Origin of the sequence: Flammeovirga sp. SJP92 (genome assembly GCF_001583495.1) — a bacterium.
Taxonomy (GTDB): Bacteria; Bacteroidota; Bacteroidia; order Cytophagales; family Flammeovirgaceae; genus Flammeovirga.
Map to the genome: position 1 here is coordinate 453,891 of NZ_LQAQ01000015.1, position 13,547 is coordinate 467,437.

The following is a 13,547-nucleotide window of genomic DNA, read 5'->3' on the forward strand; positions in this document are numbered from 1 at the left end:
ATTAAACTACTTTTTCTGGTGCTTTCAATCCTTTTTTCTTTAGTATTTCACGAGCTACTAATTCTCCTGAAATGATTGAAGGCGGTACACCAGGGCCCGGAACAGTCAACTGCCCTGCCATTAAAATATTGTCCAGTTTTTTAAAACGGATTGATGGTTTTAAAAAGGCCGTTTGTTTAAGAACGTTAGAAAGGCCATAAGCATTCCCTTTAAAGGCATTATAAGCTTCAACAAAATCATTGTGAGCAAATGTTTCCTTCACAATCAAGTGTTCACGGATGTCAATTCCTGTTGAGGATTTTAATCGATCGCAAATCACATTGAAGTAGTGCTCTTTAATTTCTTCAGTGTCTTCTAAACCTGGTGCTACAGGAATAAGAAGCATTAAATTTTCTGTTCCTTCAGGTGAAATTGTGTTATCACTTACTGAAGGGGCACACATGTAGAATAAAGGTTTTTTAGGCCAAGCTGGATGATCATAAATTTCTTCTGCATGTGGCTCAAAAGGCGTATCAAAATACAGATTATGATGATGAATATTGTCAAACTTTGTATCCAATCCTATGTAATACAGCAGACATGAAGGTGCCATTTTTCGGTTGTCCCAATATTCCTTTGTATAGTTTCTATACTGTTTTGGTAATAGCTTCTGCTCAAAGAAATTGTAATCACAAGTTCCTACCCATTCATCGTGCTGTAGGTTTTTTCCATTACTTTCCATTGAAATAACAGTTCTTCCTTCACAATTTACTTTATCAATTGGAGTGGCAGTATGAAATGTCACCCCCTTTTCAATGGCTAAACTTTCAAATCCTTTAATGACCATACCCAACCCTCCTTTAGGATACCATGTTCCTAGTTTAAGATCCGCATAATTCATCAAACTGTACAATGCTGGTGTTCTTTTGGCTACATCACCCAAGAACAAAACAGGGAATTCCAAAATTTTGAGAATTTTCTCATTCTTGAAGTATTTTCTGATGTAACTCGCAAAATCAGAAATTAAATGAAGTCTAGGAATATTTTTGATCACCTGCCACTCTGCAAATTCCATGATAGAGTAAGACGGGCGGTGAACGAAATCATTCATACCAATCTGATATTTGATTTCAGCCTCATGCATAAACTGCATAAGTTTTTGCTTTGCACCTGTTTCCCACTCTTCAAACAGATCTCCAAGCTTATTTACATCAGCAGGAATATCTGTGTAGTCAGTACTTGACCAATAAATTCTATATGAGGGATCTAATCTTTCTAATTCGTAGTAGTCAGACACTTTTTTTCCAAACTTCCCAAAAAAGTTTTCGAACACATCAGGCATCCAATACCATGATGGTCCTAGATCAAAAGTGAAGTCATTAATCGTCTTAGTTCTAGCTCTACCACCAATCTGTTCGTTCTTTTCATAGACATGCACTTCATGCCCTTGATCAGCGAGAGTAATTGCCGCTGACAAACCTGAAAAACCTGAACCTATTATACCTATTGATGCCATATTTTAGTTGAAGTATTTTGTTTAACTATTTAAGACAAGAATATAAACAAAAACGATCGGGAATTGTTTAAGTAATCCAAAAAAAATGAGCATTCAGCCTATATTTCAACTAATTATAAATAATATATTACAAATACCGTCTTCGTTAAACAAAAAAAGGTTCCAAACACTTTATTTGGAACCTTTTCTTAACACGTACGAAAACTTTATTTTGTCTTACCGTAATATATATTTTCAATTAATGCAGTATTAACATCAACATTCATATTTTCATTATGGTCTTTGAAGAGAATTTGAAGTTTGTTCTTACCTGCATTCAGGTTCACCTTCATTCTATTGGAATTCCCGATGCTTGACCACTCATCTGTTCCTCTTTGTGCCATTACAATAGTCTCTGCTTCATCCCCATTGACCACCAATGCACGGATTGCACATTTATTATCTGTATTCCATGGACCACTACCATTTGCATATGAGAACCAAACCACATAGTCACCGGCTTCTTTTACATTGAGTTCAAAGTTTACTTTCTTGTTTTTAGTCTTCGATACTTCAACAACATTGCTTGGAGCTCCTTTGATCGTTACTTTTCGATCTACTTTAGCAACTTTAGCAATATTTTTCGACTGATAGTTATTGTTTAAAACAGGCTCCGAAATGTAGGATAAATAACCATATTTATCTACAGCTCTAACTGCGTATTCTTCTAGTCTATTTTTTAAGGGTGATAATTTGTATTCTGTTGAAGTTGGAGAAGCAACCACTTTTCCGTTCACTACAACTTCATACTTTACAGCTCCTTCAATTGCTTTCCAAGTCAAAGTTTCTCCTTTTAAATCGGCTTGAGGTGTTTTTAGATGGAACCTATTCGGCACTTTATTACTTGATGTACCTTCTGTAATATCATTGTCTGCCAATAGAATTTCAATTTTATGAGAACCTCCGTCTACTAAAGCAAGTGATTTTGAAGCCACTTCTTTTCCATCTACTTTGAAACTCTTGATTTGATTACCATAACCCACTAAAGCTATTGAAAGGTTATCATTCCATAACTTTACATTATTTAGTTGCTTCTTGCCTCCATATACTTTTGGTACAACAGGATTGAATGTTAGAACCCCATTCTGATCTACATTAATTCCGAAGAACACTTTATAAATCATTGCCATATTTCCAGACAAACTCCATAACATTTCATCAGAGTTCACTTCTGTTCCCATGTAATCACCATCTTCTGCCACAAAGTTTTCTTTGTTGGTCAAGAAAAGTGCCGCTGGTCTGTAAATAGAAGCCAAACCTTGCTCTAGTGCTGTACCGTTGGCTGCTTTTGCTGTCGCGATATTCCAGTAAGCCTGTACAAATGGCCAAATACCATTATTATGATAAGGAGGAATACCTGGAATTTGAGGGTAAACACACGCCGCTCCATAAGGAACGATTGGTGATTTTGCCACAATTTCTTTACTTCTTTCAGCATCACTCACATCAAAAATGATAGCTAAAGCTTCACCCAATGCTTCATATTTAGGTGCTAAAATCATTTCATTTCTACCATACATATACTGTGCATAATAGCCTTCCTTCTCCATCCATAAGTGTTTGTTAATGGCCTTTTTCAAATCAATGGCTAAAGTAGAATAACGTTCCGCGTCTTTACTTTTCCCTAAAACACTAGCCATTCTTGAAGCAATATTCATAGCCTCAAAATGTACTACATTTGTCCCCAAATTCAATGATCTGTAAATATCGTTATTATCCATCCATCTTGGATACGTTTGCTTTCTCCAGTCCAAGAAGGATGATTCACCTCTCATCAAACCTGTCTCCTCATCATAAACGACCAATATATCATCTTCAATTGAATTTGAAATCACTTTATACGCCTCTTTCAACCATGCTTTATCACCTGTTACAGTATAGACATTCCAAGCTGCCAAAGCCCAAGTCATTCTATCAGAAGAAACTGGCCAAGCTCCACCAGAACCTGTGTCTTGAATCACACGGTTTCTCTTCACTTTCTTTCTTAATGAAGTAATCGCTCTATCAGGATCAAGAATTGACAAGCTCAATACAATAGAATAACTGATATCTCTTGTCCAGACACCGCCCCATTCTTTACCTGTTCTAAAAGTACCATCAGCTTCAGAATCCGCCACTAATTCATTTAATGCTAAATTATACAGAGCATTGATCAATGGAATATCTGAAGTGAACGTAGGGTATTTAGATATATTTTTTGAAGATTTCCATACTGGTGAAGTTTGCTTTTCAGGATCTGGAGCATTCATCACAAAAGTAGCTTCATAAATACCATCTCCGTTGATGTCTTGTAGTTGCTCTCTTTCACTTAGATTTTCAAAATCCCATCTAAGTGGAGCACTTCCTCCAGCAATAAATACCCCTTTGAAATCATCTTTATAGATTTTATCTCCATGCAGGTCTTCATAATAGCCTTTTTCCTTGAAAGCATTCAATACAGGTGACATATCCAATTTGAAAGTTACCTTTGTATTTTTTTCCAGCCAATCCATCGGGTCCACCTTTTCATCCATTGCCCAAGGCTCTCCAAATTTGATGGTTTCAGTAGTAAATGCTCCATTTTCGGGTTTGATCACCACTCTATGGTTAATACCGTATGGAAGCTCATCGTCTTTACCATTGATACTAAACTTAAACTCCACTGCTCTGCTATACGCATCTTGCATCGGACTTTTGTAATTGGAAGTCATTTCTTTATCAGAAACCACCTTTGCTTCATATTTTCCTTGGATAACATGATCTTTGTACACTTTGTAAGTGTCAGAGGAGTATAATAATTCATTTTTCTGTTCTGAACATGCTGCAAAACCGCATGCGAAAGTAAGTAATAAAACACTCTTATGGATGTATTTTTTCATTCTCGATATACTTGATAATTAAAGGTTTTCTTATTTAATGGTGAGTAGTTTGTACTTTCAAAATAAACCTACTCATTGAAGTGGCACATAGCTTTGTCACTACGTACAATTTACAAACAGAATGTTCATACATACAATATGATTTTTATTGCAATCGGTTACAACATCAATTCTTTTACATTTCTTATCAAAAGTATCCTAATACGCCACAGAGGTATATTCGTATTTCAATAAACCTTCTTGTTAATGCAATAATTCTATCTTTCCTTTTTCAAAACATTTTGAAGAGTTGTGAAGTCCAATGATTAACTTTGAATTAAAATCACGAATAGACATGCATCTCAACTTAAAAAACACTTTCACTCAACTACCGGCTGATCCGGAAAAAGAAAATTATAGAAGACAGGTTATTAATGCTTGTTTTTCTTATGTTACCCCTAAGAAAACAGCTCAACCTTTCATTATACATACATCGGATGAAATGCTTCAATCACTTGGCATTTCGAAAGAAGAAAGTCAATCTGATGAATTCAGAGATTTATTTACAGGCAACAGCACTTATCCCAACAGTACTCCCTTTGCCATGTGCTACGGAGGCCATCAATTTGGTCAGTGGGCAGGACAATTAGGAGACGGAAGGGCGATCAATCTTTTTGAAGTAGAACATAATGAAAAGTTATGGGCCGTTCAATTGAAAGGAGCTGGAGAAACTCCCTATTCAAGATCTGCAGATGGATTGGCTGTACTGAGATCCTCTATTAGAGAATACCTCTGCAGTGAAGCTATGTATCATTTAGGCATTCCCACTACCAGAGCTTTAAGTTTAGGTTTGTCTGGTGATGAAGTATTGAGAGACGTCATGTACAATGGAAATTCTGCATATGAAAAAGGAGCTGTTGTATGCAGAGTAGCTGAATCTTTTGTAAGGTTTGGCAACTTTGAAATCTTGGCCGCTAATCAAGATCATGACACTTTAAAAAATCTGGCAGATTATGTGATTAAAGAATTCTATCCTCACCTTGGCACTCCTTCCAAAGAAACCTATTTAGCTTTCTTCAAAGAGGTAGCTGAAAGAAGTATGGAAATGGTATTGGCTTGGCAGAGAGTTGGTTTTGTTCATGGTGTGATGAACACTGATAATATGTCCATCTTAGGATTAACCATCGATTACGGTCCATATGGCTGGCTGGAAGGTTATGATTTTGGTTGGACTCCCAACACTACAGATTCACAATTTAAAAGGTATCGCTATGGTACACAAGGTGAAATTGTAGGATGGAATTTATTTAAATTGGCCAATGCAATTTACCCATTGATCGGTGAAGCTGAAGGTTTGCAAGATGCTTTAGAAGATTACAAGGACAATTACATTCAGAGGTATAATAAAATGATGCTGGAAAAACTTGGTCTTTCTAAAGAATTTGAAGACGAAAGCATCTTCATCCAAGAGCTTGAAAAAGCATTACATAAAACTGAAACGGACATGACAATATTCTTTCGTTTACTATCAAATTTGAAGAAAGATAAAAGTCAAGATCCTCTTTCTGTTGTAAAAGACGCTTTTTATACTTGGGATGACTTAAATGATGAAATCAAAAGACAATGGAGCACTTGGTTTGAGAAATATTTTGAAAGACTTGCTATCGAAATAGATTCAGATCAGGAAAGAAAAGAAAAAATGGATCAAGTTAACCCTAAATACGTGCTTAGAAACTACATGGCTCAATTGGCCATTGATGAAGCTGACAAGGGAAATTATGAATTGATCGATGAGTTCTTCCAATTATTGAAACGACCTTATGATGAACAACCTGATAGTCAGAAGTGGTTTGCCAAAAGGCCAGACTGGGCTAGACACAAAGTGGGCTGTTCTATGCTTTCTTGCAGCTCCTAATTTGCAAGAAAATTTTAACTAGAATAAAAGGGGCTTTTTCATTGTAATTTATAACTTTGCATAATTTGAGTGCGTTTTTGATACTCAGATAGGTCTATTTTATAATGAAGAAGCCTTTTTGCTTCTTATTCTAGTAACCATATATAGCGTCATGACAAAGCAAGAACTTTTTGATGAGATCAAGAAAAAAGAAAGTTTTTTATGTGTAGGATTAGATACTGATCCTAATAAAATTCCAGCTCATCTACAGAAAGAAGAGGATCCTATTTTTGCTTTTAACAAACAAATTATTGATGCTACAGCTGATTACTGTGTGTCATACAAACCCAACATTGCCTTCTACGAATCTTTAGGGCCAAAAGGTTGGGAATCCCTCCAAAAGACATTAGAATATATGCCTAAATCTCATTTCTCTATTGCAGATGCAAAAAGAGGAGATATTGGCAACACTTCAAATATGTATGCGAAAGCGTTTTTTGAAAACATGTCTTTCGATTCTATCACAGTCGCTCCATATATGGGTGAAGACTCTGTCACGCCGTTTTTAATGAATGGAAAATGGGTAATTGTTTTGGCACACACTTCTAACAAAGGCGGACTTGATTTTCAAAGAATTGTCAATCAAGAAACTGGAAATTATTTATTCCAAGATGTCATTCTAAAGAACAGAGAGTGGGCTTCAAGTGAACAATTGATGTTTGTGGTGGGTGCCACAAGAGCTGAAAGTTTGCTTGATGTCAGAAAAGTAGCTCCAGACAACTTCCTTTTAGTACCTGGAGTTGGTGCTCAAGGAGGCGACTTACAAGGTGTAGCAAAATATGGAATGACCAAAGAATGCGGTCTGTTAGTCAACTCTTCTAGAGGAATTATTTACGCTTCAAATGGAGAAGATTTTGCGGATGTGGCAAGACAAGAAGCGAAAAAACTGAGAGATGAAATGTCTCAGTTATTGGACCAATATTTATAAGCATAAACTATAGTTGAGTCTTCCCCTGACTAGGTGTGATGTTGGGTGAAGGTTCAGCTATTCTATATAACAACATATAAGCAACAATAGTATGAGTAATGCAAAAATTGCAGGTTTAGGATTTTATGTTCCTGAACAAGTGGTAACCAACGACGACCTAGCACAAAAGATTACAACTTCAGACGAGTGGATTCGTGAACGATCAGGTATTGAGGAACGTAGATATGCCGCTCCTGATCAAACCAACTATCATTTAGCGGCAGAAGCAACGAAAGAAGCTTTGGCAATGGCCGAAATGGAACCGAAAGACATTGATATGATCATTTATTGTACGTTGAGTGCTGATTATATCTTCCCAGGTTCTGGTGTTTTATTACAAAGAGAGTTGGGGTTCAGAACTGTCCCTGCCTTAGATATCCGTCAACAATGTTCTGGTTTTGTATATGGAATTTCTATTGCTGATCAATACATCAAATCAGGCATGTATAAAAATGTGCTTGTTGTAGGATCTGAAATTCATTCACGTGGATTAGATTTTAGTGATGAAGGTCGTGCTGTAACTGTATTATTTGGTGATGGCGCTGGTGCTACAATTCTTTCTGCGACAGATGAAGATTGCGGTATTTTGTCTACTCATATGCACTCTGAAGGTGAGTTTGCTGAAAAGCTAGCTGTAATTGATCCAGGTTTCACAAAGCCTGAAAGAAACAATCCTGATTATTGGAAGCCAGGTGGTTCTGCATTCCCTTATATGGACGGTCAATTGGTATTTAAAAATGCTGTAGTTCGTTTCCAAGAAGTGATTGCTGAAGCTTTAGCCGCCAATAACTTAAAACCTTCAGATATTGACTTGCTTGTGCCTCATCAGGCCAACTTAAGAATCTCCAACTTTGTACAGGCAAAAATGGGATTGCCTGATGAGAAAGTGATCAACACCATCCAAAAGTACGGCAACACTACTGCCGCTTCTATTCCAATCAGTTTAACAACTGCATTCAAACAAGGTAGAATCAAGAAAGGTGATTTAATTTGTCTTGCCGCTTTTGGTTCAGGTTTCACTTGGGCATCTGCCATTATTAAATGGTAATGAAAAAATAATAAACACAAAAAAGGCAACACCTACAGGATGTTGCCTTTTTTGATTGTATTGTGATGATTATTTATTACTGATTGTAATGACCATCTCTGTTCCTTTATCTTCTTGAGTATTCATTTCGAAAGTGGCGTCTTGAGATTCCAAAATCTTCTGAGCCATCTCTAATGCTTTCAATTCATCAGGATTCTGCCCTTTATACCCCCAACCTTGTCCATTGTCAGAAATGCTAATTTGAGCTTCTCCCATTGATGCATACAATGAAAGTGTCACTTTTCCATTTCCTTTAATAGTTTTGGCAGAGCAACGAATTAACGCACCCAAAGATTTTGTAAACAGATTTTGGTTAACTGTTACCTTTGGCGCACCTCCGATTTGTGTCACAATGCTTACATTATCAGGCAAAGAATGCTTTACGCTCTCAATAGTGTCTTCCAACAACTCCTTGGGATGCATTTCTTTTTTCTTTCCAATGTTGTGTGTAGAAGCAATAGTCAAATCTTCCAAGTCGTCATTCTCCTCCACTTCCAGCATTTTATTACTTGACATTGCCTGTAAACGGGAAGATTGGAAGGCTGAAACTTCCTCCTGCACTTCATTGACTTTCGGTTTGTTAACCTTAGGAGGGTTAATCTTCTGTGCTTCCTGTTCTTTTAATTTTTCTTCCAGATAAGCAATTTTTTCTTTTTGAGCATAATACGAACGCTTGCTGACTTTGTATTGTTTTCTTCGCACCAGCTCTAATATTATTATTAAAATTACTAATAATGCTATCACTACCAACCACAAGGCTCTTTCTATTGTAGGATCATTCATCTCTATGTTCATTTTTTAGCTTAACCCTAAAATTATCGGCGGCTGATGAGATCATTCAAAAATTTTGATCCCTTCAGTACAATTTTTACAAATATCTATATTCTCCCTCCCTTCCAATAACTGCTTTCTAAAATTAGTATATGAAGGAGCATTCCAAATATCCAAAAATCTAATATAATCATTTTTTAAAGACCCTAATACATGTTCTGCATCTTTATCAAAACAACAAGGAGCCACTTTTCCGTCCCAAGTCAACACTGCCGAATGCCACATTCTCCAACAACTTCTCTCCAAACTTCCTTTAAAAGAAAAAGTGCCATCTGAATTCTCTTTATATCTTGAGTATTTTTTGATGCTGGGAATCAACGGAGAACCATTTTCATAATCATAAATCTGAGCTGTTTTGAAAACGATTTTATCCACTCCCATACTATTGGCTAACTGTTCAGCTTCTTCAATTTGATGCTCATTGGGTTTCACAACAAGAAATTGAAACACGATTCTTGGAGTTGCACTATTTAACTTCTTTTTCCATTCAATTACTTTATTTGTTCCTTCCAGCACCTTATTGAGGTTACCTCCAATTCTATATTGTTCATACACCTCCTGTGTGATGCCATCTAAAGAAACAATCAATTGATCCAAACCCGATTCAACCGTTTCCTTGGCCACTTGATCTGAAAAGTAATGAGCATTGGTGGAGGTTGAAGTATAAATACCAGCTTGATGTGCCAATTTGACCATCTGAAGGAACTTTGGGTGCAGAAATGGTTCCCCTTGGAAATAAAAAGTCAGATAAATCAAGGTATCTTTTAATTCATCAATCAACTGTTTGAACATACTGACAGATAGCATGCCCGTAGGCCTTGTAAAAGATCTCAATCCACTGGGACACTCAGGGCATCTTAAATTACAAGAAGTTGTCGGTTCAATTGAAAGACTTATTGGTTTGCCAAGATGAATTGGTCTTTTCAACCACTTCGATAAATAAAAAGTGATCAACACCAAAAAAGCATTCCATAATTTTCGAATAGAAATTTTTCGGATTAATACCTTAGTCTCAACAATCTTTTGATTAAACATTCTAACTTTGTATGTCAAATTAGTTTTCTATATTGAAAATATGTTGGCCAAAATACCAAACATATACCATTTTTAATTACTCAAAAATGCTTGTTTAAACGATAAAAAAAAATTATTTTTTATTTAGTAACCGTAAAATAACTACAATAAATAGATTAAGTCATTTTAGTTCGGTTACTTAGCATTCTTGTTTTTAGAACAAATTTAACCAATGAAAAGTAGTAAGCTTTCTTTTTTAAGATACCTTCTAATAGATAAACTCATCCGCAGTAAACAATATCCTTTTCCTTCCAAGCAAAGGTTACTGGATAAGTGCAGTGAGGAATTTGGAGTCAACTCTCCATCCACTATTGAAAAAGATATTCAGGCTCTCAGGTATGAGTTTGATGCCCCTTTGGCCTATAATAAAAAAGAAGGAGGCTATTACTATACAGATTCTTCTTACAAACTGCTTGGAGTAAGTTTAACAGGAGAACACTTGGAGGCATTAAATTTTGTAGAAACTTTCCTTGAGGAATTCAAAGATCTTCCTGTACTAGGCAGTTTCTCAACGGCTGTGGATAAAGTGTTAGATGGTTTAGAAATCACAAAAAAGTTCAAGAACGAGAAAAAGGAACAGTTTGAAAACTATATTCAAATTGAAAAGTCTTTATATACAAAAGGCACTTCTATTTTTTCTGAATTGATTTCGGCTACCAAAGATCATAAAGTTATCAACGTTGCCTACAAAAAATTTGGAGCGTTGTACGAAGACAATTACACTTTTCACCCATACCTGCTCAAGGAATTTAAAGGGTTGTGGTATATCACTGGTTATGCAGAAAATAGACAAGGTATAAGAACATTGGCTATTGACAGAGTTCAAGGCATAGAATTACAGTCTCAATTGATATTTTTCGAACCTCATCAAGTAGATTTCAACAGAGATGTTTATTTTGAAAACTGTTTGGGTGTAACCTTAAAAGGCAATCCGCAGGAAATTCGATTACTCTTCAACGGTGAGTTTGCTGCCAACTTTATAAAAAATACGCCTATACATGAGACGCAGGAAATTATTGCTGAAAATCACAACGGTTTAGAAATAAAACTACGTTTGGTAGACAACATGGAGTTACGATCTATGATCTTAAGCTGGGGCAATCAGGTAGAAGTACTTTCTCCATTTGCTTTAAGAAAAGGAATCGCCAACGAAATAAAAAAATTAGCTCAAAGGTATTAAAGAATAGAATTTGAATTATCTCGCACACCTATATCTATCATATACAGACTCGGAAGAGATGTTTGGCAACTTTATTGGAGATTTTGCAAAAGGAAAGAATCTTTCCTCCTATCCTGCAAAGATCCAGCAAGGAATAAAACTGCACCGATTTATTGATGACTTCACAGATCAGCATCCAATTACTAAAGAAATGTCCAATAAATTGAAGCCTCATGCCGGTAGATTTTCGATGGTGGTGACAGATATATACCATGATCATTTTTTAGCTAAAAACTGGAACAACCGTCATCAGCAAAGCTTACGTGACTTTGCCGATACCTTTTATCAGCATGAGTTATGGAAAGAAAACTGGGTTCCTGAGAAAGCTTTAAACATGTATCCATATCTAAAGATGTACGACTGGCTCAACGCCTACCAGCATTTTGATGGGTTGGAGAAAGTTTTTTTTGGAATGGAAAGAAGGATTAAAAATCTTGCTCCTATCTCAAAATCTGTAGAATGGCTTCAGAATGATTACGATTTTTTCTTAGATTGCCACAAAGCCTTTTTTCCTCAATTAGAACAAAAAGTAGTAGAATTCAGACAAAATGCCTTTGATTAGCCAAAAACTTAAGGATATACTCTACGATAAGAAATACGTCATCTTATTAATATCATTGGTCTCAGTGCTCTGGGCTCCAATAATATTCCAAGCTTTTATTTATTCTGATGAAATATCAGATATTACATTGATTGTTCTCATGATTGCTATTATTAACTTCACTAGGGAACGAAAATTGTATAGGAGAGTCACAGTTGTCTTTTTTGTCTTTGTCAGCCTTAGCAAAAGTGCCTCCTTGAGCTTGCATATTGATAACATTGACTTTGTGACTTGGAGTGCAATGCTTGTCTATTTCACAATGTTTTTGTTTGTCTTATTACAGGAAGTATGGCATTCAAAAAAAGTAGATGTTAATACAATTTTGGGAGCAATAGCAGGATATATTCAAATAGGAGTAATTGCATTTATCTTATTTAAAATATGTGATTTATTATATAATGGAACCGCTTTTAATAGAATTGTGGATATTTCTGATATAATTTATTTTAGTTTTGTTACATTAACAACTGTTGGCTACGGAGATATATCTCCTACCACTGATGAAACTAAAGCCTTCACAGTCATTTTTGCAATGGTAGGACAGTTTTATATGGCTATTTTGATGGCTTTGCTAGTAGGTAAATACCAACAGGAACATCAAAAATAAAAAAGTCAGTTTTTTATGTAAACCGGTTATAAAAGTATATATTGTTAAAAAATAACTAAACAGCGCGTGGAAAAATTATTTATAAAAAAGAAGGAATTTGTCCCGGAGGTAAACTTCGATCCTACTAAAGGTCTACTTGAAATCTCAGGCCAATCATATCACGAGTATACTGCTGAGTTTTTTGAACCTTTATTTGTTTGGGTATCAAAGTATTTGGAAACAAGTGGTCTTAACGTCACTTTAAATTATAAGATGACTTACTTCAATACAGCATCGTCGAAAAGCTTTTTCAAGATCATTGAAATGCTTCAAGAATATCAAGAAAAAGGAAAAGGTGACGCGGTAGTGAATTGGTACTATAAAAAAGACGATGAGGATATGTTGGAAACTGGAGAGGACTTTATTAGTGACTCTGGGTGGAAAAACATCAACCTTATTGCTTATTAATCAATAAGTTAATACCAAAACCTATCATTATTAAATGTTTTAAGTTTCTTTCAAACACACTTATAAACATTTAATAAGAAAAAGCTTACGTAAGATCTTTCTTAAAAGAAAGATCTTTTTTTATATAATAATCCTATTAAACCTTACGTTTATTTAGTATAATTGTATTTAATACAGAAGATTATGGATTGTATTGATAATTTGGAACAATATTTTCTATGGTATAAATGGTATTTCTTACAAGAAAATTCAACGACATAATAACATAATTTTTAAGCTTGCGTAAGAAGTCTTAAATGAAAGTTAATATGACACAACTTACGTTATTACACTAAATATATTATGGTTTTTTTATTTAATACTATCTTGTTAATTTACTTAGTGATTTC

General features: G+C 35.3%; 11 protein-coding genes. 7 read left to right on the top strand and 4 right to left on the bottom strand.

The annotated features are described in order from the left end of the window. Position 1 precedes the first annotated feature (1 nt). Complete coding sequence (locus tag AVL50_RS03155; RefSeq protein ID WP_062615020.1) at positions 2–1,495, bottom strand: NAD(P)/FAD-dependent oxidoreductase; 1,494 nt, start codon at positions 1,493–1,495, stop codon at positions 2–4. 206 nt (positions 1,496–1,701) lie between these two features. Beyond that, entirely contained in the window at positions 1,702–4,392 is a 2,691-nt protein-coding gene (locus tag AVL50_RS03160; protein ID WP_062615021.1) for a trehalase family glycosidase, read from the bottom strand. 334 nt (positions 4,393–4,726) lie between these two features. Between AVL50_RS03160 and AVL50_RS03165 the strand changes: the two genes are divergently transcribed. The 3 genes from AVL50_RS03165 to AVL50_RS03175 all read left to right on the top strand — a co-directional run bounded on the left by AVL50_RS03165 (position 4,727) and on the right by AVL50_RS03175 (position 8,340). Then, positions 4,727–6,286: a YdiU family protein gene (locus tag AVL50_RS03165; protein ID WP_062615056.1), complete on the top strand. Its 1,560-nt coding sequence runs from the start codon at positions 4,727–4,729 to the stop codon at positions 6,284–6,286. Between the two features lie 151 nt (positions 6,287–6,437). Continuing rightward, on the top strand, positions 6,438–7,253 hold the full coding sequence (gene pyrF / locus AVL50_RS03170; protein WP_062615022.1) for an orotidine-5'-phosphate decarboxylase: 816 nt from the start codon (positions 6,438–6,440) through the stop codon (positions 7,251–7,253). Between the two features lie 91 nt (positions 7,254–7,344). Then, a complete protein-coding gene (locus AVL50_RS03175; protein WP_062615023.1) occupies positions 7,345–8,340 on the top strand; it encodes a 3-oxoacyl-ACP synthase III family protein in 996 nt (331 codons plus the stop codon). 69 nt (positions 8,341–8,409) lie between these two features. On the opposite strand, the gene AVL50_RS03180 is transcribed toward AVL50_RS03175, so the two are convergent. Both AVL50_RS03180 and AVL50_RS03185 read right to left on the bottom strand, forming a co-directional pair. Further along, entirely contained in the window at positions 8,410–9,174 is a 765-nt protein-coding gene (locus AVL50_RS03180) for a hypothetical protein (RefSeq protein WP_157491119.1), read from the bottom strand. Positions 9,175–9,213: 39 nt separating this feature from the next. Further along, positions 9,214–10,245, bottom strand: a complete 1,032-nt coding sequence (locus AVL50_RS03185) for a radical SAM/SPASM domain-containing protein (protein ID WP_157491120.1) — start codon at positions 10,243–10,245, stop codon at positions 9,214–9,216. A gap of 211 nt (positions 10,246–10,456) precedes the next feature. Between AVL50_RS03185 and AVL50_RS03190 the strand changes: the two genes are divergently transcribed. The 4 genes from AVL50_RS03190 (at position 10,457) to AVL50_RS03205 (ending at position 13,158) form a co-directional block, all read left to right on the top strand. Continuing rightward, a complete protein-coding gene (locus tag AVL50_RS03190) occupies positions 10,457–11,464 on the top strand; it encodes a YafY family protein (RefSeq protein ID WP_062615025.1) in 1,008 nt (335 codons plus the stop codon). Between the two features lie 10 nt (positions 11,465–11,474). Continuing rightward, entirely contained in the window at positions 11,475–12,065 is a 591-nt protein-coding gene (locus tag AVL50_RS03195; RefSeq protein WP_063850518.1) for an ACP phosphodiesterase, read from the top strand. Further along, entirely contained in the window at positions 12,052–12,711 is a 660-nt protein-coding gene (locus AVL50_RS03200) for a potassium channel family protein (RefSeq protein WP_062615027.1), read from the top strand. Before AVL50_RS03195 ends, AVL50_RS03200 begins: the two co-directional genes overlap by 14 nt. A 66-nt stretch (positions 12,712–12,777) precedes the next feature. Then, positions 12,778–13,158 carry a DUF1987 domain-containing protein gene (locus AVL50_RS03205; protein ID WP_062615028.1) on the top strand — a complete coding sequence of 127 codons (381 nt, stop codon included), beginning with the start codon at positions 12,778–12,780 and terminating at the stop codon, positions 13,156–13,158. Positions 13,159–13,547 lie beyond the last annotated feature (389 nt).